Consider the following 24,848-nt stretch of genomic DNA (forward strand, 5'->3'; position numbering starts at 1 on the left):
GCGGATTATTTGGCGGCCTGCCGGCGCAGCACTTGCAGGCAGTGACGCAGTTCTTCATCCATCGGCGCTTCGATGCGCATCGTTTCGCCGGTGGACGGATGCTCGAAGCGCAGCGCCGCGGCGTGCAGGAACAGTCGCTTCAGGCCGGTACCCGCCAGTTGGCGATCGAACTCGCGGTCGCCATAGCGATCGTCAAAGGCGATCGGGTGCCCGGCATGCAGAGTGTGCACGCGGATCTGGTGAGTTCGCCCGGTGATCGGGCTGGCCTTCACCAAGGTGGCAAATTCGTAACGCTCTTCCACCTTGAAGCGGGTTTCCGAGGGCTTGCCTTCGCTGTTGACACGCACGATACGTTCGCCGCTTTGCAGAATATTTTTCAACAGCGGCGCCTGTACGGCCTTGCAGTGGGACTGCCACTGGCCGCGCACCAGCGCCAGATAATCTTTCTGCATGCCTTTCAGGCGCAGTTGCTCATGCAGCGAACGCAGCGCGGAACGTTTTTTGGCGACCAACAACACGCCGGAGGTGTCGCGATCCAGGCGATGCACCAGCTCCAGGAAGCGGGCTTCCGGGCGCAGCGCGCGCAGCCCTTCAATCACGCCGAAGCTCAGGCCGCTGCCGCCGTGCACCGCGGTGCCGGAAGGTTTGTTGAGGATCAGCAGGTGGTCGTCTTCATACAGGATGCAGTCTGCCAATGCGGCCACTTTATCCAGCTTCGCCGACACCGGCGCCTCTTCGCGCTCGGCTACGCGCACCGGTGGTACGCGCACCACGTCGCCGGCCGCTAATTTGTATTCGACCTTGATGCGCCCTTTATTAACCCGCACCTCGCCTTTACGCACGATGCGATAAATCATGCTCTTCGGCACGCCTTTCAGGCGAGCGAGCAGAAAGTTGTCGATTCTCTGACCGGCTTCGTCGTCGGAAATCGTGATGAATTGTACTGCTGGATTGTTCGTTTTCATGGTGCGGGATTCTAAATAGAGCGCGTGAATAGCGCCACATCTTTTTCTGTGCTTAACTGTCTCTCTGACGGCGGGCGAAACCCCAGCGGACAATAAGGCAGCAAGCCGATTTGAACGTTTGCGATTTCTTCCGCAGTTAAGGAAAAGTCACCTTGCTATAACGGCATCAGCAGTGGAATAATGCAGTCACTTTCCGCGTTGATTCTCGTTAAACAGGGAAAACGGTGGAATTATAAAATTTGTCTGATTGCGCAAAAACGCAGCAATGGCGTAAGACGTAATGCGAAATCAAACAATTAGCGGGCTGCGGGTTGCAGCTTGGCCGGCAAATGGAATCAGATCTGTCGACGTAAATCAGAGGCTATTCCCCTAGTAAAAGTGCTGTCTTTCACAAAGAAAAGCAGGCTTACCGAGATAATGCGCCCCTATGCAGGCGACAACCGTGAGGTTGACGGCTTTGCGAGAAGACACGGGGCTTTCGGTTTAACTCCGGCCATGAGGTTATTTTGCCCGCAGCTTTGTCGATAATGTAAAAATAACGAGTAAGTTAAGATGAAAAGAATGTTGATTAACGCAACTCAGCAGGAAGAGTTGCGTGTTGCCCTCGTAGATGGACAGCGGCTGTATGATTTGGATATCGAAAGTCCGGGTCATGAGCAGAAAAAAGCGAATATTTACAAAGGCAAAATCACCCGCATTGAACCAAGTCTTGAAGCAGCGTTCGTGGACTACGGCGCAGAACGACATGGTTTCCTCCCTCTTAAAGAAATCGCCCGCGAATACTTCCCTAGCAATTACTCTTCCCATGGCCGCCCGAACATCAAAGATGTGCTGCGCGAAGGCCAGGAAGTCATCGTTCAGGTAGACAAAGAAGAACGTGGCAACAAAGGCGCCGCCTTGACCACCTTCATCAGCCTGGCGGGCAGCTATCTGGTGCTGATGCCGAACAACCCGCGCGCCGGCGGTATTTCTCGCCGCATCGAGGGTGACGATCGTACCGAGCTGAAAGAAGCGCTCTCTTCGCTGCAACTGCCAGACGGCATGGGCCTGATCGTTCGCACCGCGGGCGTAGGCAAATCCGCCGACGCGCTGCAGTGGGATCTCTCCTTCCGTCTGAAGCACTGGGAAGCGATTAAAAAAGCCGCCGAAGGCCGCCCTGCACCGTTCCTGATCCACCAGGAAAGCAACGTTATCGTGCGTGCCTTCCGCGATTATCTGCGCCCGGACATCGGCGAAATCCTGATCGACAACCCGAAAATTCTCGATCTGGCCAAAGAGCACATCGCTGCGCTGGGCCGCCCGGATTTCAGCAGCAAAATCAAACTGTACAGCGGTGAAATTCCTCTGTTCAGCCACTATCAGATCGAATCGCAGATCGAATCCGCCTTCCAGCGCGAAGTGCGCCTGCCGTCCGGCGGCTCGATCGTCATCGACAGCACCGAAGCGCTGACCGCCATCGACATCAACTCCGCACGCGCAACCCGCGGCGGCGACATCGAAGAGACGGCGTTCAACACCAACCTGGAAGCGGCGGACGAGATCGCTCGCCAGCTGCGCCTGCGCGACCTCGGCGGCCTGATCGTCATCGACTTCATCGACATGACGCCGGTACGCCACCAGCGCGAAGTGGAAAACCGCTTGCGCGACGCCGTGCGTCAAGACCGCGCGCGCATCCAAATCGGCCGCATCTCCCGCTTCGGCCTGCTGGAAATGTCACGCCAGCGCCTCAGCCCGTCGCTGGGTGAGTCCAGCCACCACGTGTGCCCACGCTGTAACGGCACCGGTACCATCCGCGACAACGAATCGCTGGCGCTGTCCATCCTGCGCCTGATCGAAGAAGAAGCGCTGAAGGAAAACACCAAAGAAGTTCACGCTATCGTGCCGGTTCAGGTCGCTTCGTACCTGCTGAACGAAAAGCGCGAATCCGTCAGCGCGATCGAAAAACGTCAGGGTGGCGTGAAAGCCGTCATCGTGCCGAACGATGAAATGCAAACCCCGCACTACTCGGTGCTGCGCGTGCGCAAGGGCGAGGAAACCTCTACCCTCAGCTACCTGCTGCCTAAACTGCACGAAGAAGACATGGAGCGTCCGCTGGAAGATGCGCCGATGGAACGCAAGCGTCCGGAGCAACCGGCCCTGGCTTCCTTCTCCCTGTCCGCCGATGTGCCGCCGCCGGCTGAAGAACCCGTCGCCGTTGCCAAACCTGTCGCTGCAGCCGCCAAGACTAAAGCCGCAGCGCCGGCCGCCGCTAAACCGGGCTTCCTGGGCCGCCTGTTCGGTGGTCTGAAGAACTTGTTCGCCGGTGAAGAACAACCTGCCGTCGAAGAAGCCAAACCGGCCGAAACGCCGAAGGCGGAAGGCAACGGTGAGAACCGTCGTCAGGATCGTCGCGGTCAGCGCCGTCAAGGCACCGGCCGTAAAGAGCGCGGTGAGCGTAGCGACCGTGGCGATCGCCCGGAACGCGGCGAGCGTAAAGAGCGCGGTGAAGGCCGTGACAATCGCGAGCGCGATAACCGTGAACCGCGTGAGAACCGTGAAGGCCGTGAATCGCGTGAATCCCGCGATGAACAGCGCCGTAACCGCCGCAACCAGCAGCAGAACACGCCGGTAGCGGAGGAAACCGCTTCGGAAGAAGGTGCTAAAGCGCCGCGCGAAGATCAGCAGCAACGCCGTGAGCAGCGTGCTGAACGCCAGCGTCGTCGTCAGGAAGAGAAACGTCAGGCTCAGCAGGAAGTGAAAGCGCTGGAAAGCGTTGACGCAGTCGAGAGTACCGACGAAGAGCAGGAAGAGCGCCAGCAGCAGAACATGCAGCGCCGTCAGCGCCGCCCTCTGTCGCAGAAAGTGCGTATCCTGTCTGCGGAAGAAGAGCTGCAGCGTGCAGCGGAAGAGCTGTTGGCGCCGAAAGCGCCGGTAGCGAAAGCCGAAGACGCGCAGCCGACCGCCGACGATAGCGTCAAGCTGTTGCCGGAAACCGTTGCCGCACAGCAGGAAGACGATGCCCAGGGCGAAAGCCGCGGCAACGGCGAAGGCATGCCGCGTCGTTCCCGTCGTTCACCGCGTCACCTGCGCGTCAGCGGCCAGCGTCGCCGTCGTTACCGCGATGAGCGTTACCCGCTGCAATCCCCAATGCCGTTGGCGGGCGCGTTCGCTTCGCCGGAAATGGCATCAGGCAAAGTATGGGTAAGCTACCCGGTCGCTCAGGTTGAAGAAGCCGAAGTGCAAACCGAAGCCGTAGAGCAGGCGCCGGTTGTCACCGCAGCGGTTGAACAGCACAGCGTTACCGTGGAAGACACTCAGACCGCGGCCAGCGTCAACGGACCGGCACCCGAAGCCGCCGTTGAAACTGCTAGCGTTACCGTAACGGAAGAAGCTGCAGTCGTAGCACCGGTTGTAGCCACTCCGGCCGAGGAAATCCCGGCGCCGGTGGAAACCGCCCCAGCAGCTGTTGCAGTTGAACAGCCGAAAGTGGAAGAGACTGCCCCTGCAGTGGAAGCCGAGCCGGTAGCTGAAACCGTAGCTGTAGAGCCCGTGGTTGAACCTGTGCCAACGGAAGACGAGCCTGTGGTCGAAGTTGCACCGGTGGTAGAAGCCACGCCAGCGGAAGAAACGCCAGTGGTAGAAGCCGCACCTACGGCAGCCTCCGTGGAAGTTGTTCCGGTCGAAAAAGCCCCAGCGCCAATCGCCGCAGAACCTGCACCTGCAGTTGCGCAGCAGCCGGCACCGGTGAAAGCCGTGCAGGACGCGCTGTACAAACACATCGCCACTGCGCCGATGACTAAAGCGCCTGCGCCAGCCTACGTGCCGGAAGAACGCAAGCACAGCAACTGGCAGCGCCCTTCCTTCAACTTTGAAGGCAAAGGTTCAGCCGGTGGTCACTCGGCAGTGAGCCAGGCCACCGCGCCTGCCACAAAGCCGCAGCCGGTTAACGAATAAGTTAATCTGCAACCCTAAAAAAACCCGCCATCGGCGGGTTTTTTCTTGCCTGTAAAAAGCTCAGGCGATCTTTTTCAGTTTCTTGATGTCCAGAACATCCAACTTGCCGTCAAGTCGACTGACGAACTGCTGAAAATGCGCCGTCTCATTATGCTTATCCAGCGCTTCGCTGCTGGCCCAACGCTCAAAGAACACGAAGGTGCCCGGCTTTTCCAGATCGCGATGCAAATCATATTGCAGGTTGCCCAGCTCCTGGCGGCTCGGCTCGAGAATGTCGTGCACGGCTTCACTGACTGCGGCCTCAAATCCCGCTTTCGCTTGCAGGGTGGCGATAACGCGTACTTCCATTGTTTTCTCCCTTTCCACTTGATGAAAGTCGACGGTATTGGCGTCGGCATCGTTGAAATCCTTGTCACTATGCGCCTGCTGCGCCGTTGATTTCAACTTGTCGCCAACAAACAGATGCATCTGCGGCACTTTCCGCTTATCCTTACACCCCGGCGTGAATAAACCCATTATTCGCTTTTCATTAGACGTATTTGACCGCCGGAGCCTAGCTAGATGACCGCACAACCTCAAGTTCTGAAAATCCGCCGCCCAGACGACTGGCATATCCACCTGCGTGACGATGAGATGCTGAAAACGGTGGTGCCCTATACCAGCCAGGTATTTGGCCGGGCGATCGTGATGCCGAACCTGGTTCCGCCCGTGACGACCGTGGCCGCCGCGCGCGCCTACCGCGATCGAATTCTGGCGGCGGTGCCGCAGGGTCACAACTTCACTCCGCTGATGACCTGTTACCTGACCAACTCCTTGGCGGCCAGTGAACTGGTCAGCGGTTTCGAGCAAGGGGTGTTTACCGCCGCCAAGCTGTATCCGGCCAACGCCACCACCAACTCCAGCCACGGCGTCAGCGATGTGACCGGCATTTATCCGCTGTTCGAACAGATGCAAAAAATCGGCATGCCTTTGCTTATCCACGGCGAAGTGACCGATCCTGCCGTGGATATCTTCGACCGCGAGGCGCGCTTTATCGAACAGGTGATGGAGCCTATCCGCCGCCAGTTCCCGGAGCTGAAGATCGTCTTCGAGCACATCACCACCAAAGAAGCGGCGCAATATGTGCAGGCAGGCAATCGTTTCCTCGGCGCCACCATCACGCCGCAACACCTGATGTTCAACCGCAACCACATGCTGGTCGGCGGCATTCGCCCTCACCTGTTCTGCCTACCGATCCTCAAGCGCAACGTCCATCAGGAAGCGCTACGTCAGGCGGTTGCCAGCGGCTCGGACCGTTTCTTCCTCGGCACCGACTCCGCGCCGCACCTCAAGCATCGCAAAGAGTCCAGCTGCGGCTGTGCCGGCTGCTTCAATGCGCCGAATGCCATCCCGGCTTACGCAGCGGTCTTCGAACAGCTCGGCGCACTGGAGCACTTCGAGGCTTTCTGCTCGCTCAACGGCCCACGCTTCTATGGCCTGCCGCTCAACGAAGACTTCATCGAACTGCAGCGCGTGCCAACCACCCAACCGGAAGAGATTACCCTCGGCAATGAATCCGTAATCCCCTTCCTGGCGGGTGAAACCCTGAACTGGTCGCTGAAAGACTGATATTTTTGCATCGCCCTCTTGCCCTCGCACCCGGTTAACTGTATAAATACACAGTAAATCGCTTCGGGGGCAATTATGCGTGTTGAAGTCACTCTAGAGAAAACCCGGCCGCTGCCGTCGGGCGCCATTGAGGCGCTGACCGGTGAACTGGGCAAACGGGTCAATCGCCAGTTTCCAGACGCCGTCGTTCACGTACGTTATGCCAGCGCCAACGGGCTCTCCGTGCTGGGGGGCGCCAAAACCGATCGGGATCTGATCGAGGAAATCCTTCAGGAAACCTGGGAAAGCGCGGACGAATGGTTTAGCGCAGAATAACACTGCAATGCTGTTTTTGCCGGGGGTCGCTCTCCGGCTTTTTTGTTTCTGGCGCCCTGCCCATTCATCGCTTACCCTTACTCTGAAACAAAATCTGCCTCAGCGCTGTATTTAACGCAAAGGAGTAAGCATGGCCCCGGACAAGGTGAAATCCGAAGACGCAATGACGTTTGGCGAACTGCTGGCGCTGATTGCCGATCAGAAAAGGCGCTTGAACGTACTGGAAGTAGCTTTCTCTTATCTGGCCTTCAGCCTGGATGACAAAGCCAACCAACGGCTGATCCACAGCCTGAAGCTGGAATCGCACAGCCAGAATCGTGATGCCGAAACGCAAAAGCATTTCGCCCATTTGGCCGAAGAGCTGGAAAAATGTCTACATGGTGCATCGCCACCTGCCGACGCGGAATAACGCGCTGCGCCTGACTCGTCCACTGCTGCACCTACAAATTTGTAGAATAATTGTTCAAATAAATATTTATTTTGCAAATTTCGGTGACAACCCCCTCCACCGATGAAAGCGGATGCGTATACTGTAATTGCTCTCATGATGATGAGCCGCATTGATCCTCGTTAGTCACTCACGGTAGTTACTACTCAATAAGGGGTCTTTATGGACAGAAATGATGAAGTAATTCAGACGCACCCGCTTGTCGGTTGGGATATCAGTACTGTCGACGTTTACGACGCCATGATGATACGCCTTCATTACCTGTCTTCACTAGACCAAACGCCCGAAGAAGCCCAAGTAGACCGAACGCTTTGGCTGACTACAGATGTCGCCCGTCAATTAATCAATATCTTAGAAGCCGGCATCGCCAAGATTGAAGCTACGGATTACCAGGATCTTGATCGCAGAAAACATTGATTTATCGTCTCCTAACCTCTAAGGCGCCGTGACCATTCCCGGCGCCTTTTTCTTTGCCTTTCATCGTTCAATCAGTGCATTGCGCCCGCCAACCTTTTATCATGGGGCGATAAGAAATCGCTATCAGAGAGGGTGGGTACGTGGAATATGATTTGATTGTGGTGGGCAGCGGTTCCGTCGGCGCAGCGGCAGGCTATTACGCCACGCGGGCCGGCTTGAAAGTGCTGATGATCGACAGCGCCATTCCTCCACACCGCAACGGCAGCCATCACGGCGATACCCGCATTATCCGTCACGCTTACGGCGAAGGCGAAAAGTACGTGCCGCTGGTGCTACGTGCCCAGGCGCTGTGGAATGCGCTGATTCAACAATCCGGCGAGGAACTGTTCCAGTCGTGCGGCGTGCTCAACCTGGGGCCACAGCACTCCGACTTCATTCGCAATGCTCAGCAGAGCGCGCAAACATTCCGCCTGAACGCGCAAACCCTCAGCGCCGAACAGATCGCTCAACGCTGGCCGGAATTCCGGGCCCCGCAAGGTTATGTCGGCGTGTTCGAGCCCGACGCCGGCTTCCTGCATGCTGAGCTGGCGATAGCCACTCTGATCAAGCTGGCAAAAGAAGCCGGCAGCAGCCAGTTGTTCAACTGCCCGGTCAGCGCGGTGGAGCCTATCGAGGGCGGCGTTGAGGTCATCACCGGCGAAGGGCGTTTCACGGCGCGAAAAGCGGTGATCACCGCCGGTACCTGGGTCAAAGCGCTGTTGCCGCAGTTACCCGTCGCGCCACTGCGCAAAGTCTTCTCCTGGCATCAGGCAGATGGCCGCTACAGCGTGAACAATCGTTTCCCGGCCTTTACCGTCGAAGCGCAAGACGGCACGCACTATTACGGTTTCCCGGCGGATAACGACGGCCTGAAAGTAGGCAAGCACGACGGCGGCCAGCCGATGGATGCCCCCGAGCAGCGCAAACCCTTCGGCAGCTACGCCAGCGACGGCACGGAAGTTTTCTCCTTCCTGCGGCAATTTTTACCGGGTGTAGGCGTATGTTTACACGGCGAAGCCTGCAGTTATGATATGAGCCCCGACGAAGACTTTATTATCGATACGCTGCCGGATTGCGATCGCCTGATGGTCATCAGCGGATTGAGCGGCCACGGCTTCAAGTTCGCCAGCGCGTTGGGTGAGATTGCCGCGCTGTTCGCGCAGGACAAAGCGCCGCCGGTCGACGTCTCCAGCTTTGGTCTGAAACGATTTAGCTAAGCGAAGGATTTCTCTGTCCAGGTTGCCGTCGTGCCCTGGACAGCAAAATTTAGCGGTTACAATTTATTAACCTGCTAACTCTTTTAAATACCAAGTAAAAATCCTGATAACGGAAATTTCTTATATTCAGCATTTGAATTTCCGAATTGAACACTTGCAGTGTAAGTCCTATTTTACAGAAGATATGCTCCATCGGCTTTCAACAAGGACGTCACCATGAAACTACTTGTCGTGGACGAATGCTGCTTCACCCGGGTCGGTATAGCCAGCTACTTTGCTGATAGTGGGATTACGACGATCAAGTGCTGCCACAGCATTGAATACGCTACGCCGCTGTTGGCCAGCTTTCAGCCGAGCCACATTCTGGTGAACCTCAGCAACCAGTGCCGTTATAACGAAGCAGACGCGCAGCTGCTGGCGTTTATGGAAGCCAGCCAGTCTGCCTTGCTGTTTATCTATCTCGATACGCCTTACCCTTACAGCGAAACGCCAATGCGCATCGCCGATAACGCCTTTCTGTTCAATAAAAGCATTCTGCCACTCACTTTACGCACGCTGCGCGAAAATCCGCTGGCGCTGGCCGATGACGGCGAAGAGCGTTCCTTGTTCAGTCCGCAGGAACTGACGGTGATGAAATATTGGATGGCGGAGATGCCCAACTACCGCATCGCGAAAAAGCTGCAAATCAGCTCGCATACGGTGTACGTGCACAAGCGTCACATCACGGAGAAGATCAACGCGCGCAACCGGCTGGAGTTCTACTCGCTGTATAACGTGCTGCGCTATTTCTACCCGCCGAGCACGCCAACAAATTCGACGCCGCTGGCGCTGCTGGCCGTGTAACCTCAAGCCTGCGATAACGCAGGCTTTTTTATCGCCTCTCTTCCCGCACTCACGCGCGGCGCGCTGTAAAAGACGCCGAGAAAAGGACTATAATCAAAGGTCCCTTTCTTCAGGCAGCTGAAATGTTAAACCGAATACTGGCGGCTATCGTCAACAACGTGCGTGAGCACCTGGTGCTGTACCTGTGTCTGTGGCTAGTGCTGCTGGCGTTGGATGTCTATTTCTTCTTCGTCATGTAATCCATGCCGCCGTTATTTCCCCGATTGAGCTTCAACCGCTTCGGTGATCCTGCCCAGGTGCTGGAATTGCAGCAGATGAGCAGACCGCTGCTGCGCCCCGGACAGCGGTTATTGCAGATGCGCTATGCCCCGATCAACCCTTCCGATCTGATCCCGATCCACGGCCAATACGCGCACCGCATCGCCCTTCCTCAGGTGCCGGGATATGAAGGCGTGGGCGTCGTCGTCAACCCGCAGAATGGGCATTCAACGGGCCGCCGCGCGCTGGCGGTAGCGGGTACCGGCAGTTGGCAAACGTTCGTCACGCTGCCTGAAGATCGGGTGATCTGGGTGCCGGACGACATCGACGACGCCTGCGCAGCGCAAATCTATATCAACCCGCTCACCTGCTGGGTGCTGTTGACGCAATGGCTGCCGCTCAACGCCGGCGACTTACTGCTGCTCAACGGCGGCGGTTCCGCCGTTAGCCTGCTGTTGGCGCAGATGACGGCGCTGCGCGGCATTCGTCTGGCGGTCGTGGTGCGCAACACCGCTCATCGCCAGGCGTTACTGGCCGCCGGCGCCTGGCGCGTTATCGAAGCGTCGCAGCTGGTGGAAATGACGAATTTTGGCGCCCGTGCGGCCATCGACTGCATCGGCGGCGAAGACGGATTGCAGTTGGCGCGGGCGGTCCGCACCGGCGGCGATTTTGTGGCGCTGGGCCTGCTTAGCGGCCGCCAGGTAGACTGGCGGCGCGTGGTGGACGAGTTAAAGCTGCGGGCTTCGCTGTTCCACTTGCGCAAATGGAACGCACAGGCGGCACCGGCGCAATGGCAGACGGCGTTTTATCAGTTATTCCAGCTGTTGCGACGCGGCCAGCTGGCGCTGCGCCCACCCGCCGCGATTTATCCTTTGCCTCAGTACGCAGCGGCGCTGCACCACGCCGCCCAGCCCGGCGTGAATGGCAAAATATTCCTCACTCCGGCGCCGCCGGAGGCTGGCGCGGCGGGCGACCGTCCCCCAGGATAACCGCCAGCCGATAGCCGTCTTCGGTGGTCTCCAGCGCGATGCGCGCCACGATCGTCAGCGGCACCGACAGCAGCATGCCCACCGGGCCGAGCAGCCAGCCCCAGAAGATCAGCGACAGGAACACCACCAGCGTCGACAGCCCCAGCCCGCGCCCCATCACGCGCGGCTCGAGGATATTGCCGATCACCATGTTGACAGCGATAAAGCCACCCGCCACCACCAGCGCATCACCCAATCCGTTGAACAACAGCGCCTGAATCAGCGGCGGAATGGCGGCCAATACCGAGCCAATGTTGGGAATGTAGTTAAGCAGAAACGCCAACAGCCCCCAGATAAAGGCAAAACGCACGCCGACCGCCGCCAGGAAGATCCAGACGATCACCCCAGTGGCCAGGCTGATGATGGTTTTAATCACCAGATAACGCGTCACGCCGTCCAGCGCCCGCCGCACCGCGGCGAGCCCCTCGTTCGGCTTATCCAGCGCCTGCTGCAGCTTATACGGCAGCAGCTGCACTTCGAACAGCATAAACACCACGGTCATCAGCAGCAGGAAGACGTTGGTCATGGCGCCAGACAGGTGCCCCAGCATGCGGGTGACCAGATTCATCGCCGCGCTGGGATCGACATACTGCAGCATCGCTTCGCTGGAGAGACTGATATTGAAGCGATCGGCGTAATGCTGCAGCTCGCGCAGCTTCTCGATCATCATGCCGCGGTACTGGGGCAGCGAGCGGGCGAACTCGTTCAGCGAAGCACCCAGCATGCCGATAAACAGCATCACGACCACGATCACCGCCGTCACCAGCAGCGTCACCCCGACGATACGCGGCACTCGTCGGCGTTCCAGCATCGCCACCAGCGGGTTCAGCACCATGGCGAGGAACACCGCCAGCAAAAACGGCACCACGATGTCGGCGGCGGCTTTCACCCCGGCCAAAATGATCACCAACATCGCCAGCAGGACGGCCAGACGCAGGCTACTGTCGGTCACACGGGTTCGGCCCATGACGTTTCCTTGTTATTTCACTGGGTTAACCGGCCACCAAGAGCCGACTCTTGGCGCTAATGGTAGCAAAGTCCACCGTCACGCCGCAGAGGATTTCGCCTAACCGTTCGAAAAAATTAATCTTTCCGCCCTGCTCTTTGCCGCAAGAAATAGGCATAACGTTTGCCAACAAATAATTCCACCGAGCAACTCATGGACGATTTACGTAAAATGACAAAAGCTGACATTAATAGATAATAAGCCTAATTTTCAACAACTAGCACAACCGCCCCATGAGGGAAATAATATCATCTTCAACGATTTATCTGATGAAGCCCGAACATCTCAAACAAATTCACTGACTAATATTTCTAAGAAGTAACATAGTTAAATTTATTATTGATTTTATGTTTCCTAAAGTTTAATTATTGCAGCCAGCCAATCGGTAATCGAAGGAAACAGGATGCTCTGGAAAAATACCGCCGATCGTTTCGGCCATGTGTCAGTGTTAATCCACTGGCTGGTGGCGCTGACGGTGTACGGCATGTTCGCACTCGGTCTGTGGATGGTTACGCTGGGCTATTATGACGTCTGGTACCATCAGGCGCCGGAGATCCACAAAAGCATCGGCACGCTGCTGTTCATCGTGATGGTGATCCGCGTGATCTGGCGCTTTGTCTCGCCGCCACCCAAGCCGCTGGCCAGCTATGGTCGCCTCACTCGCGTCAGCGCTATTCTCGCGCATCTGGCGCTGTATGCCGTGCTGTTCGGCATTCTGATCAGCGGCTATCTGATCTCGACCGCCGACGGCCAACCGATCAGCGTATTCGGCTGGTTCGACGTGCCCGCCACCGTCACCGGCATGGCGGAACAGGCCGACACCGCCGGCGCCATACACCTTTACCTGGCCTGGGCCGTGGTAGTGCTTTCGGTACTGCACGGGCTGGCCGCGCTTAAACATCACTTTATCGATCGTGATGTCACTTTGAAACGGATGCTGGGTAGCAGCGCCGATTAACCTTTGGATTTATGGAGATTGCTATGTTGAAAAAGACCGTATTGGGCCTGACCGCAGGCGCCCTGCTGCTGAGCGCCGGTTCCGCACTGGCGGCGGACTACAAGATCGACAAACAGGGCCAGCACGCCTTTATCGAGTTCCGCATCCAGCACCTGGGCTACAGCTGGCTGTATGGCAGCTTTAAAGACTTCGACGGCGGCTTCACCTTCGACGAGAAAGATCCGTCCAAGGACAAGGTCAACGTGACCATCAATACCGCCAGCGTCGACACCAACCACGCCGAGCGCGACAAGCACCTGCGCAGCGCCGAGTTCCTCAACGTGGAGAAGAACAAGCAAGCCAAGTTTGAATCCACCGAAGTGAAGAAAAGCGGCGACGGTTATGCGGTGGTCGGCAACCTGACGCTGAACGGCGTGACCAAGCCCGTTACGCTGGACGCCAAACTGATTGGCCAGGGCAACGATCCGTGGGGCGGCTACCGCGCCGGCTTTGAGGCCAACGGTAAGATCAAGCTGAAAGATTTCGGCATCACCACCGATCTGGGCCCGGCGTCGCAAGACGTTGAGCTGATCATCTCCGTAGAAGGCGTACGCGAGAAATAAATAAAAAAAAGCCCGGTTTGGCGGCCGGGCTTCTCATTTCCTCAGGCTCAGCGGGCTGGGCCTTCTTCTTCCGGTGCCGGAATGTGCATCGTAGTCTGCAACAAGCCTTTTGACTTATTGAAGATCTTGACGCCGTTTTCACGGCCGGCACGGCGCGCGCGTTGCTCTTCGCGCGGCAGCTTCAGCTCTTCGCGGCAAATCTCGCTACAGCACCCTTCAAATTTGGCGGCGCAGCTCGGGCACTGAATGAACAGCAGATGGCAACCGTCGTTCTTGCAGTTGGTATGGGTGTCGCACGGCGCTCCACACTGGTGGCAGTTGGCGATCACATCGTCGGAGATGCGCTCACCCATACGCTCATCGAACACGAAGTTTTTGCCGATAAACTTCAGCGGCAACCCCTGTTCTTTCGCTTTGCGGGTGTACTCGATAATCCCGCCTTCCACGTGGTAGATGTTTTTAAAGCCTTTGTGCAGCATATAGGCGCTGGCTTTTTCACAGCGAATGCCGCCGGTGCAATACATGACAATATTCTTGTCTTTACTGTCCTGCAGCATCTCCACCGCCATCGGCAGCTGATCGCGGAAAGTATCCGACGGCACCTCAATGGCGTTTTCGAAATGGCCGACTTCGTACTCATAGTGGTTGCGCATATCGACGAATACCGTATTCGGATCGTCTATCATCTGATTGACGCGATCGGCCTGCAGATACTCGCCGACGTTGCTTGGGTCGAAGCTCTCGTCATCGATGCCGTCGGCCACGATGCGCTCACGCACCTTGAGGCGTAGTACCCAGAAGGATTTGCCATCGTCTTCGAGCGCAATATTCAGGCGTACCTGATCCAGCGCCGGGTGTGAGGCGAACAGCGCGGCTTTGAACGCGTCGAAGTGATGCTGCGGCACGCTGATCTGCGCGTTGATGCCCTCTTTCGCCACGTAGATGCGGCCGAACACCTTCAGTTTTTCGAACTGAACGTACAGGCTGTCGCGAAACGCTTTGGGATCGTCGATGGAGAAGTATTTGTAAAAAGAAACTGTGGTGCGCGGCTCGGTTTCCGCCAGCATGCGCGCCTTCAGTTCCTCATTAGAAATTCGGTTATGTAACACTGGCATGGTGTACTTTCCTGTCTTTCGGGAGGTGACTGATTATCGCGCGCCGCCTGCCGGCCCGCGCGCGGCGCATATCATACCCGAAAAACCGCCGCCGCGCAGCCCTGGCGCCAGCGCCCCGTTCAGTGTCCGTCGCCTTCGGTAAACGCAGAAGCCACTATGCCGAGCGCCATCATCACGCCGGCGAGCGCCAATATCGCGTTCACCTGCAGATGCGCGCCAACGCTGCCGACCATCGCGCCCAAAACCAGCAGCCCCGCACTGATCCATGGTGCCAAAATATTTACCCTCTGAATAATTACCAGTAATAATATCGCCATTATCTTTGGCAGGAAAGATTGTGGAAAAATTCGGCATTCGATGCATATTTAACGCCCAAAGAGGGATTTTAATGCGTTGTGTTTTCCCGGATCGCCAGAAAAATGCCACAATAGTCGCAAACAAACGGCAGAAACGAACCTTGCCGCCGAGCTCACCCGGCTGCCAGACCATGCGATGACTCTGTCATTACACTTAAACAACCGTATTCAAACAGAGAACCCATGACTCAAGTTCCTACTTTCAATCGTTCCTTATTGCATCCGCGCTATTGGCTGACCTGGGTCGGCATCGGCTTGCTGTACCTGCTGGTGTTGCTGCCTTACCCCGTCATCTACTGGCTCGGCACCTCGATTGGGCGATTTTCCATGCGCTTTCTCAAGCGACGCGTCGCTATCGCCCAACGCAACCTCGAGCTCTGTTTTCCCGACATGCCGCAGGCCGAACGCGATGCGCTGGTGGTAAAGAATTTCGAATCGGTCGGCATGGGGCTGTTTGAAACCGGTATGGCGTGGTTCTGGCCCAACTGGCGCATCGAGCGCTGGTTCAAGGTCAGTGGCCTGGAGCACATCCAACAAGCGCGCGACAACCAGCAGGGCGTGTTGCTGATTGGCCTGCACTTTTTGACGCTGGAGCTGGGCGCGCGCATCTTCGGCATTCACAACCCGGGCATCGGCGTTTACCGCCCGCACGACAACAAGCTGATGGACTGGCTGCAAACCTGGGGCCGCATGCGTTCCAACAAATCGATGCTGGACCGCAAAGACATCAAAGGCATGATCCGCGCCCTGAAACAGGGTGATATCATCTGGTATGCGCCGGATCACGACTACGGCCCGCGCAGCAGCGTTTTCGTGCCGCTGTTCGCGGTGGACAAGGCTGCCACCACCACCGGCAGCTACGTGCTGGTGCGGATGGGTAAACCGGCGATCGTTCCGTTCACCCCGCGCCGCCTGCCGGACGGCAAAGGGTATGAGCTGATTATGCAACCGGCGGTGGAAAACTTCCCGCTGGATAACGAACTCGAGGCCGCCGCCTTTATGAACAAAGTGGTGGAGAAAGAGATCCTGATGGCGCCGGACCAATACATGTGGCTGCATCGCCGCTTCAAGACCCGCCCGGAAGGCGAGCCTTCGCTCTACTGATCAAGCCAACCCGCCACCGGCGGGTTTTTTATTGCGCGCCTCTTGAGAATCGACGGCGAGGGTGGGATGGTAAAGCCTTTGCCGCCCACCCTGGAGCCGTTATGTACATTGTCAGCCTGACCTACCATCGCCCGATCGCCGACGTCGACAGCCACCTTGACGGGCACATCGCCTGGCTTAAGAAATATTTTCAGGATGGCACCTTCGTCGCCTCCGGCCGCAAGAATCCCCGCACCGGCGGCGTGATCCTGGCCAAGGGCATTGACCGTGCGCAGTTAGACGCCATCCTGGCCGAAGATCCCTTCAACGCCGTAGCCCACTACGAGGTCACCGACTTTAGCGCCACCACCACCGCCGCCGGTTTCGAGGCGCTGACCGGACTATAAAACGCTGTAAATTCCGCGCGCTAAGCGCGGAATAAGGTTTAAACGTCATTTTTAAAACTTTATTTCATTTTTCGCCCAATCTTTGTCCCCTCGTTTGCCGTCGCCGCGCTTGCGGCGCATACTTACCAGGCTAACTTTCACGTTTTGCCCCTTCATCTTGCCGCTGGCAAAACGCGTCACCTTTCGGCAGTGGACATTTATGGCTTCGGCAGCAGAACCCGTTAACTGGAAACGCAACCTTTTCGTCGCCTGGCTGGGATGTTTTCTCACCGGCGCCGCCTTCAGCCTGGTGATGCCGTTTCTGCCGCTGTACGTAGAGACGCTGGGCGTTACCGGCCATCAGGCGCTCAACATGTGGTCCGGTCTGCTGTTCAGCATCACCTTCCTGTTTTCCGCTATCGCCGCGCCGTTCTGGGGCGCCCTGGCAGACCGACGCGGCCGCAAACTGATGCTGCTGCGTTCAGCGCTCGGTATGGCGATCGTCATGGCGCTGATGGGCATGGCGCAAACGGTCTGGGAGTTTCTCGCGCTGCGTGCGGTGCTGGGGCTGCTCGGCGGGTTCATTCCCAACGCCAACGCGCTGATCGCCACCCAGGTGCCGCGCAACCGCAGCGGCTGGGCGCTCGGCACCCTGTCCACCGGCGGCGTCGGCGGTGCGCTGATAGGCCCATTGATCGGCGGTTTGTTAGCCGATCTGTACGGCCTGCGCCCGGTGTTTTATATCACCGCCGCAGTGTTATTCGTCTGCTTCGTACTGACGCTGCTGTATGTCAAAGAACAATTTACCCCGGTGCAAAAACGCGACATGTTGCACGCAAAACAGGTGTTCGCCTCGCTGAAGAACCCGAAACTGGTGCTCAGCCTGTTTGTCACCACCATGATCATCCAGATCGCCACCGGCTCGATTGCGCCGATCCTGACGCTGTATGTGCGCGATCTGGCCGGCGCCACCCACAATCTGGCGTTTATCAGCGGGCTTATCGCCTCAGTGCCCGGCGTCGCGGCATTGATGAGCGCCCCGCGGCTGGGCAAGCTGGGCGATCGCATTGGCCCGGAACGCATTCTGGTCTTTATGCTGATCGTCTCGGTGCTGTTACTGATCCCGATGGCGTTCGTGCAGACGCCGTGGCAGCTCGGGGTACTGCGTTTTCTGCTGGGGGCGGCCGACGGCGCGTTGCTGCCGGCGGTACAGACGTTGTTGATTTACAACTGCACCAATCAGGTGGCCGGCCGTATTTTCAGCTACAACCAGTCGTTCCGCGATGTTGGCAACGTCAGCGGCCCGCTGCTCGGCGCCGCAATCTCCGCCGGCTACGGTTTTCGCGCGGTCTTCGCGGTCACCGCGCTGGTGGTGCTGTTCAACGCCGGTTATTCCTGGTGGTGTCTGCGGCGACGGCCGGGCTATAGGCGGGAAGACACGCTGCAGGAAGAGTCATAGCTGCATTTATCGCCACTTTCCGCCGTTGGTCAGATCAACGGCGCGTTTCCCCTACTTTTAATAATGCTTCCTTCAGGCCTGTGAACTTTCGCCCCGCTCAGAACATTCTTATCTCAACATCTTGTTTATCAACAATTAATTAACTTTCAGCGCATAAAACCCGCTGTCAATCATATTCCTGTCATAACCAACAGAAAAACCAGAAAAGGAGATGCTTGTCGACTTTTCGTCTAAAAAATGGGATACAGGTACTAGACAAAACCAACGACCAGTTATCAAATGGTTAAATAATATCACGCCAGATGTGAAGCATCGGCCAAGTGAAGAAAAGGTCAGCACGCTTTCCACGGTTTATCAGCGTTGCAGCCGCGGTGTTTGTCGGGTAATCCGCATTGGGCGGATCGCCTTCATTAAATACACATACATACCACAGTACGGGCTGCAGCCTTGCAGCGCCTTTTATTGGGAAATCGTTATGCAATCCTCTGTCAATAAGTCAGAAAGCCGGACCTTCTTCGGCCATCCCTATCCACTGGGTTCTTTGTTCTTCACCGAAATGTGGGAGCGCTTCTCGTTCTACGGCATCCGTCCGCTGCTGATCCTGTTTATGGCTGCCACCGTGTACGACGGCGGCCTGGGCCTGGCGCGTGAGAACGCGTCGGCGATCGTCGGCATCTTCGCCGGCAGCATGTACCTGGCGGCGCTGCCGGGCGGCTGGCTGGCAGATAACTGGCTCGGCCAACGCAAGGCCGTCTGGTACGGTTCGATCCTGATCGCGCTCGGCCACCTGTCGATCGCCCTGTCCGCAGTGATGGGCACCAACCTGTTCTTCATCGGTCTGATGTTCATCGTGCTCGGTTCAGGCCTGTTCAAGACCTGTATCTCGGTGATGGTCGGCACGCTGTACAAGAAAGGCGATGCACGTCGCGACGGCGGTTTCTCGCTGTTCTACATGGGCATCAACATCGGTTCGTTCATCGCCCCGCTGATCTCCGGCTGGCTGATCAAGTCACACGGCTGGCATTGGGGCTTCGGCATCGGCGGTATCGGGATGCTGGTGGCGCTGGTGATCTTCCGGGTGTTCGCCGTCCCAGCAATGAAACGCTATGATCGCGAAGTGGGTCTGGACTCCACCTGGAACAGCCCGGTCGCGAAGAAAAAAGGCGTCGGTGCCTGGTTGCTGGCGTTGGCGGCCATCCTGGTGGCGGCCATCGTGCTGATCGCTCAGGGCACGATCGTTATCAACCCGGTCGAGGTGGCCAGCGTGCTAGTGTACGTCATCGCCGCCTCGGTAACCCTGTACTTCATCTATCTGTTCGCCTTTGCCGGCCTGAGCCGCAAAGAGCGCGCACGCCTGCTGGTGTGCTTCATCCTGCTGATCTCCGCCGCGTTCTTCTGGTCAGCGTTTGAACAGAAACCGACCTCGTTTAACCTGTTCGCCAACGATTACACCAATCGCATGATCGGCGACTTCGAGATCCCGGCGGTGTGGTTCCAGTCGATCAACGCCCTGTTCATCATCCTGCTGGCACCGGTCTTCAGCTGGGCCTGGCCTGCGCTGGCGCGCAATAACGTGCGTCCGAGCAGCATCACCAAGTTCGTGATCGGCATCCTGTGCGCCGCCGGTGGTTTTGGCCTGATGATGTTGGCCGCGCAGAATGTGCTGAGCAACGGCGGCGCCGGCGTATCGCCGATGTGGCTGGTAGGCAGTATCCTGATGCTGACGCTGGGTGAGCTGTGCCTGAGCCCGATCGGGCTGGCCACCATGACGCTGCTGGCGCCGGAGAGAATGCGCGGTCAGATGATGGGGCTGTGGTTCTGCGCCAGCGCGTTGGGCAACCTGGCGGCCGGTCTGATCGGCGGTCACGTCAAGGCCGACCAACTGGATATGCTGCCGAATCTGTTCGCTCGCTGCTCCATCGCGCTGCTGATCTGCGCCGCCGTGCTTATTGTGCTGATCGTGCCGATTCGCCGCATGCTGGAAAATACCCAGTCCAAGAGCGCGCAAAAACCGGCGACCAACGTCTGACGGATACCCCGTTTTATCTCGCAAACCGGCGCTCGATGCGCCGGTTTTTTTATGCCTGCCAAGCCTGATGTTGCAATACCACCCGATAGCCATCAGGATCTTCAAAGGTTTGCCCCGCCCGATCCCAATAGGGATTATAGGCGGCGACCGATAAAAACCCTGCCGCCTGCATCCGCTCACACGCAGCCCGCCATTCGTTCTCATCCGGCAGATAAAATACCAGCAGATGATCCTGCGTCGGCGCCTGCCCGACCCGCACCCCACGATGCTGCGTGAACTCCAGATGGTAGGCATGCTGCGGATGCCCAATCATCATGCCGTCAAACCCCTGATGATCGACAAACTCACCCAGCTTTTCGAAACCCAGCCCGCGGCAATACAGCGTAGCAATCTCTTGCAACCGATCGGTCGGGCGCGCGATGCGCAACACCGCTTTGGCTATCGACACGTACTCCTCCTCCTCATGATAACGTCATACAGCGCCATACCCGCCAGCATCGCCAGCAGGAACGGCCATACCCGGCTTATCTCCGCCCCGGCCAACACCCAGGCTGGACCGGGGCAAATACCCGCGATACCCCACCCGATGCCGAACAGTGCGCTGCCCGCCAGCAAACGACGATCCAGACGCCCGGCGGCCGGGATCTGCAGCGTTTCCCCCAACAGGCTACGCTCGCGTCGCCTCGCCCACAGGAAGGCCGGCGCCGCCACCGCGATCGCACCCGCCATCACCAACGCCAGCGAGGGATCCCACACGCCGGTAACGTCGAGAAACGCCAACACTTTGGCCGGATTGGCCATGCCGGCGACGATCAGCCCCAGACCGAAAATGATGCCGCTCAGCAGCGCCAACAGCGTTTTAAGCATTCTCAACCTCCCGCCAGGTAGCGCATCAACCACACGGTCATAAAGCCCAGCAGCATAAACACCGCCGTGGCGGCCAGCGAACGCGGCGCCAACCGTGCGACGCCGCATACGCCGTGCCCGCTGGTGCAACCGCTGCCCAATCGAGTGCCCAATCCCACCAACAGCCCTGCGGCCGCCAGCCCGCCGTTGCCGACCGCGATCTCACCGGACGGCAAAGCCGCAGCGGCAGCATACAGCCAGGGCGAGAGCAGCAACCCGCCAATAAATGCGGCGCGCCAGCCCCGCTCCCAGCCAGCGGCACTCAAGACACCGCCGGTAATGCCGCTGATGCCAGCGATCCGGCCGTTGAAAAGCAGCAGCAGCGCCACCGCGCCGCCGATAATGGCCCCACCCGCCAGCGCGGAATAAGGCGTGAAGTGTGGCCAGTCAATGGTCATCGCGGTTCTCCGGTTGCGGGCAATAAAGTTGATACAGGGTGTGGAGCAGCGCCAACGCTTTAGCATCGGCCACCGCATAGTAAATCTGCTTGCCGGCGCGCCGGGTGGACACCAACCCTTCCTCCCGCAGTACGCCAAGCTGCTGGGACAGCGTCGGCTGGCGGATATCCAGCGCCTGCGCGAGCTCGCTCACCGCCATCTCGCCCTGACTGAGCCGGCACAGCAGCAGCAGCCGATCTTCGTTGCCCAGAGTGCGCAGCATCGCGCCGGCCTGCGCCGCCGCCTTGCGCATCGCGTCAATATCCATTGCCCCTCCATCAATATATAAAATTATATAATATCATTTTATAAACTATTTTGCCGTACCACGCCACAGACTGGTGTGAAACAGCGCCGCATGGCATCCTGTCATTTCCCCTTTTGCCGTGCGGAGACTGCTTACAATGCTGTTGTTTCACGACGTTCTGCCGCCCGATCAGCCCATCCGGCCGTTAGCCAGGGATTATCGCCACGGCGACAGCGAGCCGGAGCACTACCATAACTGCGCGCAGCTGATCCACAGCCTGAGCGGCGTGGTGCAGGTCACCACCCGGCTCGGCAGTTGGGTGGTGCCACCCGGCCGCGGCGTCTGGGTACCGGCGAAAGTGGTGCACAGCCTGCGCATCACCGGCCAGGTGGCGGCCAGGACGCTGTTTGTCGATCCGCTGGCGCGCGCCGATCTGCCGGCTCAGTGCCAGGTGGTGCAGGTGTCGCCGCTGCTGCGCGAGCTGATTATCAGCGCGATGGAGATTACGTCCGGCTATCCCAGCGGCGGGCGCGATGAGCGCGTGATGGAACTGATCCTGGATGAGTTGCGAATGCTGCCGAGCCTGCCGCTGCACTTGCCCGAACCGCGTGAGGCCTCACTGCTTGCCCTGTGCCGCCATATTCAGGCCACGCTGGCGCAGCCCTGGACGCTGGAACAGGCGGCCGCTCAGCTCAGCGTCAGCGGACGCACCCTGTCGCGGCGCTTCCAGCGAGAAACCGGGCTGCATTTTGCCGATTGGGTGCGACGCGCCCGTTTGCTGGCGGCGCTGAACGCGCTGGCGACCGGCCGCTCGGTGTTGGAAGTGGCGCTGGATCTCGGCTATGACAGCCCCAGCGCGTTCAGCGCCATGTTCCGCCGAGTGCTGGGGGTCGCGCCCAGCGACTATTTCAGCCGGGCCGCGCCGACGTTGACACCAGATAGCGCCCGGCAACGTTGAACAGCGCCTGCAGCGAAGCACTGGCGGAGTCGACGTCGATGCCAACGCCGTAGCTCGCCTCACCGTGCGGCAGCGCACAGCGGATATAGGCCACCGCTCGACTGTCGCTCTGATGCCCCAACGTGTGCTCGTGGTAATCCTCGATCGCCAACGGCAAGCCGAAGCGTTGGCGCAGCGCATCCACCGCGCTGGAAAGCAGGCCGTTGCCAGCGCCCTGCAACCGCAGTGTCTCCCCCTGCCAGGCGACTCTCGCGTTGAAACTGTAGGCCTCTACCCCGTGACTTTCCGTCTGGTAGCTCAACAGCTGCAAGCACGGCTGCTCCACCAGCCCGTAAGTGTCGCGGAATAAGCGCCACAGCTGCGCAACGCTCATTTCCTTACCGCTGCCGTCGGTCGCCCGCTGGACCACCTGGCTGAAATCAATCTGCAAACCGCGCGGCAACGCCAGCCCATGGTTCTGCTCCAACAGCCAGGCGGCGCCGCTTTTGCCGGACTGGCTGTTAACCCGGATCACCGCCTCATAGCTGCAGCCGACATCGGCGGGATCGAGCGGCAGGTAAGGCACCTGCCACCAGCCATCTTGTCGCTGGCGTTGCGCGGCGAAACCTTTCTTGATCGCATCCTGATGCGAACCGGAGAAGGCGGTAAACACCAATTCGCCGGCATAAGGATGGCGAGGATGCACCGGCAGCTGATTGCACTGTTCCACCACTTCCACCACCTGTTTCAGGCGGCTGAAGTCCAGGCCCGGCGCCACGCCCTGGGTATAAAGATTCAACGCCAGCGTAACCAGATCGACGTTGCCGGTACGCTCTCCGTTGCCGAACAGGCAGCCTTCGACCCGATCGGCGCCGGCCAACAGCGCCAGCTCCGCGCAGGCCACGCCGGTACCGCGATCGTTATGCGGATGCACGCTGATCGCCACATCGGCGCGACGGCTGAAATGGCGGCAGAACCATTCAATCTGATCGGCATACACGTTGGGTGTACTCACTTCCACCGTCGCCGGCAGGTTGATAATCATCGGCCGCTGCGGCCCCGGTTGCCACACCTCCGCCACCGCTTCGCAGATCTCCAGCGCGAACTCTAATTCCGTAAAACAAAAGGTTTCCGGCGAATACTCGAAGCACCAGGCGGTATCGGGCTGAGCCTCACAATGCCGGCGAATGCGCCGCGCGCCGTTCACCGCCAGCGCCACGGTAGCGGCCTTATCCTGGCGGAACACGATGTCGCGAAACATCGGCGCCGTGGCGTTGTACAGATGCACGATAGCCCGCGGCGCCCCCTGCAGCGCCTCGAAGGTACGATCGATCAGATCGTCGCGCGACTGCGTCAGCACCTGAATCGTGACGTCATGCGGGATCAGCTGCTCGTCGATCAGGGCACGCACAAAATCGAAATCCGTTTGCGACGCCGAAGGGAAAGCCACCTCAATCTCTTTGAAACCGCACTGCAACAACAATTGATAGAATTCGCGCTTGCGCGCGTTATCCATCGGCTCCGCCAGCGCCTGGTTGCCGTCGCGCAGATCGCTGGAGCACCAGCGCGGCGCCTGCCGCAGCGTGCGCGCAGGCCACTGGCGATCCGGTAACGTCACCGGCGGGAACGGTCGGTATTTGCTTGAAGGGTCGATTAACATGGGCTTCTCCTGATGCCTGAGTGAACGATACCGTCATTATTTCCCGTCTCCGCGCCTGCTTCTCCCGCTTTGCGGACAACCGTCGTCGCAGAGCGGACAACAAAAAAATTTGCATCCTGCGCCAGTGAGACAACAATTAGTTTTGACGTTTTTCCCCACCGCGCCGGCAGCACGCCGGACGCTTTATTCTCATTGTCAACGGAGGCGAACATGAGCCTGTATGCAACCCTGGAAGAAGCCATCGAGGCCGCACGCGAAGAGTTTATCGACACCGCCGAAGGCGGCAGCGGTGACGAACCGCCGGTGCCGCAGCAGTTCAATCTGCAAAAGTACGTGATGCAGGATGGCGACACGATGTGGCAGGCGGAGTTCTTCGAAGAAGAGGGTGAAGCGGTGGAATGCCTGACGCTGCGCAGCGGTGCGGCGGCACAGGCGATCTTCGACGGGGACTACGACGAGGTGGAAATTACCGCCGAGTGGATAGACGAAAATACCCTGTATGAATGGGAAGAAGGCGACTTCCAGCTCGAACCGCCGCTGGATACCGAAGAAGGCCAGGCCGCGGCCGATGAGTGGGATGAACGTTAACCCGCACC

Annotated in this window: 27 protein-coding genes; 17 read left to right on the top strand and 10 right to left on the bottom strand. The window is 58.6% G+C overall.

What is annotated here, in order from left to right; all coding sequences use genetic code 11:
• Positions 1-5: 5 nt before the first annotated feature.
• Positions 6-965, bottom strand: coding sequence for a 23S rRNA pseudouridine(955/2504/2580) synthase RluC (rluC, locus tag RE418_RS21435; protein ID WP_025302408.1), 960 nt, complete (start codon positions 963-965; stop codon positions 6-8).
• Positions 966-1,517: 552 nt separating this feature from the next.
• Here rluC and rne point away from each other — a divergent pair.
• Positions 1,518-4,898 (top strand): ribonuclease E, encoded by a 3,381-nt coding sequence (gene rne, locus RE418_RS21440; protein ID WP_060447401.1) that lies wholly within the window; start codon positions 1,518-1,520, stop codon positions 4,896-4,898.
• 60 nt (positions 4,899-4,958) lie between these two features.
• Here rne and RE418_RS21445 read toward each other — a convergent pair whose 3' ends face one another.
• Positions 4,959-5,246 (bottom strand): putative quinol monooxygenase, encoded by a 288-nt coding sequence (locus RE418_RS21445; RefSeq protein WP_025302406.1) that lies wholly within the window; start codon positions 5,244-5,246, stop codon positions 4,959-4,961.
• Positions 5,247-5,459: 213 nt separating this feature from the next.
• On the opposite strand from RE418_RS21445, the gene pyrC reads away from it, so the two are divergent.
• From pyrC to RE418_RS21485, 8 genes are all read left to right on the top strand, one after another.
• Positions 5,460-6,506 carry a dihydroorotase gene (gene pyrC, locus RE418_RS21450; protein ID WP_089180768.1) on the top strand — a complete coding sequence of 349 codons (1,047 nt, stop codon included), beginning with the start codon at positions 5,460-5,462 and terminating at the stop codon, positions 6,504-6,506.
• A gap of 75 nt (positions 6,507-6,581) precedes the next feature.
• Complete coding sequence (gene dinI, locus RE418_RS21455) at positions 6,582-6,821, top strand: DNA damage-inducible protein I (protein WP_089180767.1); 240 nt, start codon at positions 6,582-6,584, stop codon at positions 6,819-6,821.
• A 130-nt stretch (positions 6,822-6,951) separates the two neighbouring features.
• Complete coding sequence (locus RE418_RS21460; protein WP_004927809.1) at positions 6,952-7,230, top strand: hypothetical protein; 279 nt, start codon at positions 6,952-6,954, stop codon at positions 7,228-7,230.
• A gap of 201 nt (positions 7,231-7,431) precedes the next feature.
• Positions 7,432-7,686 carry a biofilm formation regulator BssS gene (gene bssS, locus RE418_RS21465; protein WP_004927812.1) on the top strand — a complete coding sequence of 85 codons (255 nt, stop codon included), beginning with the start codon at positions 7,432-7,434 and terminating at the stop codon, positions 7,684-7,686.
• Between the two features lie 140 nt (positions 7,687-7,826).
• Positions 7,827-8,942 carry an N-methyl-L-tryptophan oxidase gene (gene solA / locus RE418_RS21470; protein ID WP_089180766.1) on the top strand — a complete coding sequence of 372 codons (1,116 nt, stop codon included), beginning with the start codon at positions 7,827-7,829 and terminating at the stop codon, positions 8,940-8,942.
• A gap of 216 nt (positions 8,943-9,158) precedes the next feature.
• A complete protein-coding gene (locus RE418_RS21475; RefSeq protein ID WP_025302402.1) occupies positions 9,159-9,785 on the top strand; it encodes a LuxR C-terminal-related transcriptional regulator in 627 nt (208 codons plus the stop codon).
• 122 nt (positions 9,786-9,907) lie between these two features.
• Entirely contained in the window at positions 9,908-10,024 is a 117-nt protein-coding gene (locus RE418_RS21480) for a DUF2770 family protein (protein WP_004927822.1), read from the top strand.
• 75 nt (positions 10,025-10,099) lie between these two features.
• Positions 10,100-11,032, top strand: coding sequence for a zinc-dependent alcohol dehydrogenase family protein (locus RE418_RS21485; RefSeq protein ID WP_233494388.1), 933 nt, complete (start codon positions 10,100-10,102; stop codon positions 11,030-11,032).
• Here the strand turns inward: RE418_RS21485 and RE418_RS21490 are convergent.
• Positions 10,980-12,038, bottom strand: a complete 1,059-nt coding sequence (locus tag RE418_RS21490) for an AI-2E family transporter (protein WP_049205122.1) — start codon at positions 12,036-12,038, stop codon at positions 10,980-10,982. The two genes, RE418_RS21485 and RE418_RS21490, sit on opposite strands and share 53 nt — an antisense overlap.
• A gap of 442 nt (positions 12,039-12,480) precedes the next feature.
• On the opposite strand from RE418_RS21490, the gene RE418_RS21495 reads away from it, so the two are divergent.
• A complete protein-coding gene (locus RE418_RS21495; protein WP_004927830.1) occupies positions 12,481-13,035 on the top strand; it encodes a cytochrome b in 555 nt (184 codons plus the stop codon).
• A 23-nt stretch (positions 13,036-13,058) separates the two neighbouring features.
• The gene (locus RE418_RS21500) at positions 13,059-13,637 is read left to right on the top strand and encodes a YceI family protein (protein WP_016928208.1); all 579 of its coding nucleotides are present in this window, start codon (positions 13,059-13,061) and stop codon (positions 13,635-13,637) included.
• A 47-nt stretch (positions 13,638-13,684) separates the two neighbouring features.
• On the opposite strand, the gene RE418_RS21505 is transcribed toward RE418_RS21500, so the two are convergent.
• Together RE418_RS21505 and RE418_RS21510 are read right to left on the bottom strand one after the other, a co-directional pair.
• The gene (locus RE418_RS21505) at positions 13,685-14,752 is read right to left on the bottom strand and encodes a rhodanese-related sulfurtransferase (protein WP_025302399.1); all 1,068 of its coding nucleotides are present in this window, start codon (positions 14,750-14,752) and stop codon (positions 13,685-13,687) included.
• A 119-nt stretch (positions 14,753-14,871) separates the two neighbouring features.
• Positions 14,872-15,027 (bottom strand): histidine kinase, encoded by a 156-nt coding sequence (locus tag RE418_RS21510; RefSeq protein ID WP_236689676.1) that lies wholly within the window; start codon positions 15,025-15,027, stop codon positions 14,872-14,874.
• A 264-nt stretch (positions 15,028-15,291) separates the two neighbouring features.
• On the opposite strand from RE418_RS21510, the gene RE418_RS21515 reads away from it, so the two are divergent.
• From RE418_RS21515 to RE418_RS21530, 4 genes are all read left to right on the top strand, one after another.
• Positions 15,292-16,212 carry a Kdo(2)-lipid IV(A) acyltransferase gene (locus tag RE418_RS21515; RefSeq protein ID WP_025302397.1) on the top strand — a complete coding sequence of 307 codons (921 nt, stop codon included), beginning with the start codon at positions 15,292-15,294 and terminating at the stop codon, positions 16,210-16,212.
• A 101-nt stretch (positions 16,213-16,313) separates the two neighbouring features.
• Positions 16,314-16,598 (top strand): YciI family protein, encoded by a 285-nt coding sequence (locus RE418_RS21520; RefSeq protein ID WP_089180764.1) that lies wholly within the window; start codon positions 16,314-16,316, stop codon positions 16,596-16,598.
• Between the two features lie 199 nt (positions 16,599-16,797).
• Positions 16,798-18,036, top strand: a complete 1,239-nt coding sequence (gene mdtG, locus RE418_RS21525; protein ID WP_025302395.1) for a multidrug efflux MFS transporter MdtG — start codon at positions 16,798-16,800, stop codon at positions 18,034-18,036.
• Between the two features lie 475 nt (positions 18,037-18,511).
• The gene (locus RE418_RS21530; protein ID WP_043141745.1) at positions 18,512-20,065 is read left to right on the top strand and encodes a peptide MFS transporter; all 1,554 of its coding nucleotides are present in this window, start codon (positions 18,512-18,514) and stop codon (positions 20,063-20,065) included.
• A gap of 49 nt (positions 20,066-20,114) precedes the next feature.
• Here RE418_RS21530 and RE418_RS21535 read toward each other — a convergent pair whose 3' ends face one another.
• The 4 genes from RE418_RS21535 to RE418_RS21550 are packed head-to-tail and all read right to left on the bottom strand — an operon-like array spanning position 20,115 to position 21,676.
• Complete coding sequence (locus RE418_RS21535; protein WP_025302393.1) at positions 20,115-20,513, bottom strand: VOC family protein; 399 nt, start codon at positions 20,511-20,513, stop codon at positions 20,115-20,117.
• Positions 20,504-20,932: a YeeE/YedE family protein gene (locus tag RE418_RS21540; protein ID WP_043141748.1), complete on the bottom strand. Its 429-nt coding sequence runs from the start codon at positions 20,930-20,932 to the stop codon at positions 20,504-20,506. Before RE418_RS21540 ends, RE418_RS21535 begins: the two co-directional genes overlap by 10 nt.
• Positions 20,933-20,934: 2 nt before the next feature.
• A complete protein-coding gene (locus RE418_RS21545; protein WP_043141752.1) occupies positions 20,935-21,369 on the bottom strand; it encodes a YeeE/YedE family protein in 435 nt (144 codons plus the stop codon).
• The gene (locus RE418_RS21550; protein ID WP_033638023.1) at positions 21,359-21,676 is read right to left on the bottom strand and encodes a helix-turn-helix transcriptional regulator; all 318 of its coding nucleotides are present in this window, start codon (positions 21,674-21,676) and stop codon (positions 21,359-21,361) included. Before RE418_RS21550 ends, RE418_RS21545 begins: the two co-directional genes overlap by 11 nt.
• A gap of 136 nt (positions 21,677-21,812) precedes the next feature.
• On the opposite strand from RE418_RS21550, the gene RE418_RS21555 reads away from it, so the two are divergent.
• A complete protein-coding gene (locus RE418_RS21555) occupies positions 21,813-22,613 on the top strand; it encodes a helix-turn-helix domain-containing protein (RefSeq protein WP_197832184.1) in 801 nt (266 codons plus the stop codon).
• Here RE418_RS21555 and leuA read toward each other — a convergent pair.
• Positions 22,564-24,252, bottom strand: coding sequence for a 2-isopropylmalate synthase (gene leuA / locus RE418_RS21560; RefSeq protein WP_197770804.1), 1,689 nt, complete (start codon positions 24,250-24,252; stop codon positions 22,564-22,566). The genes RE418_RS21555 and leuA overlap by 50 nt on opposite strands.
• 210 nt (positions 24,253-24,462) lie before the next feature.
• On the opposite strand from leuA, the gene RE418_RS21565 reads away from it, so the two are divergent.
• A complete protein-coding gene (locus tag RE418_RS21565) occupies positions 24,463-24,840 on the top strand; it encodes a MysB family protein (protein WP_004927872.1) in 378 nt (125 codons plus the stop codon).
• Positions 24,841-24,848 lie beyond the last annotated feature (8 nt).

This window comes from Serratia sp. szju, assembly GCF_044594185.1.
Lineage (GTDB): Bacteria > Pseudomonadota > Gammaproteobacteria > Enterobacterales > Enterobacteriaceae > Serratia > Serratia bockelmannii.

What these genes read in the sequence shown, in the direction of transcription:
- RE418_RS21485 (WP_233494388.1), top strand. Translation starts at nt 10,100, where the DNA reads ATGAGCAGACCGCTGCTGCGCCCCGGACAGCGGTTATTGCAGATGCGC.
- RE418_RS21540 (WP_043141748.1), bottom strand. Translation starts at nt 20,932, where the DNA reads ATGCTTAAAACGCTGTTGGCGCTGCTGAGCGGCATCATTTTCGGTCTG.
- RE418_RS21445 (WP_025302406.1), bottom strand. Translation starts at nt 5,246, where the DNA reads ATGGAAGTACGCGTTATCGCCACCCTGCAAGCGAAAGCGGGATTTGAG.
- RE418_RS21475 (WP_025302402.1), top strand. Translation starts at nt 9,159, where the DNA reads ATGAAACTACTTGTCGTGGACGAATGCTGCTTCACCCGGGTCGGTATA.
- dinI (WP_089180767.1), top strand. Translation starts at nt 6,582, where the DNA reads ATGCGTGTTGAAGTCACTCTAGAGAAAACCCGGCCGCTGCCGTCGGGC.
- rluC (WP_025302408.1), bottom strand. Translation starts at nt 965, where the DNA reads ATGAAAACGAACAATCCAGCAGTACAATTCATCACGATTTCCGACGAC.
- RE418_RS21515 (WP_025302397.1), top strand. Translation starts at nt 15,292, where the DNA reads ATGACTCAAGTTCCTACTTTCAATCGTTCCTTATTGCATCCGCGCTAT.
- RE418_RS21460 (WP_004927809.1), top strand. Translation starts at nt 6,952, where the DNA reads ATGGCCCCGGACAAGGTGAAATCCGAAGACGCAATGACGTTTGGCGAA.
- RE418_RS21505 (WP_025302399.1), bottom strand. Translation starts at nt 14,752, where the DNA reads ATGCCAGTGTTACATAACCGAATTTCTAATGAGGAACTGAAGGCGCGC.
- RE418_RS21500 (WP_016928208.1), top strand. Translation starts at nt 13,059, where the DNA reads ATGTTGAAAAAGACCGTATTGGGCCTGACCGCAGGCGCCCTGCTGCTG.
- pyrC (WP_089180768.1), top strand. Translation starts at nt 5,460, where the DNA reads ATGACCGCACAACCTCAAGTTCTGAAAATCCGCCGCCCAGACGACTGG.
- leuA (WP_197770804.1), bottom strand. Translation starts at nt 24,252, where the DNA reads ATGTTAATCGACCCTTCAAGCAAATACCGACCGTTCCCGCCGGTGACG.
- RE418_RS21555 (WP_197832184.1), top strand. Translation starts at nt 21,813, where the DNA reads ATGCTGTTGTTTCACGACGTTCTGCCGCCCGATCAGCCCATCCGGCCG.
- RE418_RS21565 (WP_004927872.1), top strand. Translation starts at nt 24,463, where the DNA reads ATGAGCCTGTATGCAACCCTGGAAGAAGCCATCGAGGCCGCACGCGAA.
- RE418_RS21490 (WP_049205122.1), bottom strand. Translation starts at nt 12,038, where the DNA reads ATGGGCCGAACCCGTGTGACCGACAGTAGCCTGCGTCTGGCCGTCCTG.
- RE418_RS21495 (WP_004927830.1), top strand. Translation starts at nt 12,481, where the DNA reads ATGCTCTGGAAAAATACCGCCGATCGTTTCGGCCATGTGTCAGTGTTA.
- RE418_RS21520 (WP_089180764.1), top strand. Translation starts at nt 16,314, where the DNA reads ATGTACATTGTCAGCCTGACCTACCATCGCCCGATCGCCGACGTCGAC.
- bssS (WP_004927812.1), top strand. Translation starts at nt 7,432, where the DNA reads ATGGACAGAAATGATGAAGTAATTCAGACGCACCCGCTTGTCGGTTGG.
- RE418_RS21550 (WP_033638023.1), bottom strand. Translation starts at nt 21,676, where the DNA reads ATGGATATTGACGCGATGCGCAAGGCGGCGGCGCAGGCCGGCGCGATG.
- rne (WP_060447401.1), top strand. Translation starts at nt 1,518, where the DNA reads ATGAAAAGAATGTTGATTAACGCAACTCAGCAGGAAGAGTTGCGTGTT.
- RE418_RS21480 (WP_004927822.1), top strand. Translation starts at nt 9,908, where the DNA reads ATGTTAAACCGAATACTGGCGGCTATCGTCAACAACGTGCGTGAGCAC.
- RE418_RS21530 (WP_043141745.1), top strand. Translation starts at nt 18,512, where the DNA reads ATGCAATCCTCTGTCAATAAGTCAGAAAGCCGGACCTTCTTCGGCCAT.
- mdtG (WP_025302395.1), top strand. Translation starts at nt 16,798, where the DNA reads ATGGCTTCGGCAGCAGAACCCGTTAACTGGAAACGCAACCTTTTCGTC.
- RE418_RS21545 (WP_043141752.1), bottom strand. Translation starts at nt 21,369, where the DNA reads ATGACCATTGACTGGCCACACTTCACGCCTTATTCCGCGCTGGCGGGT.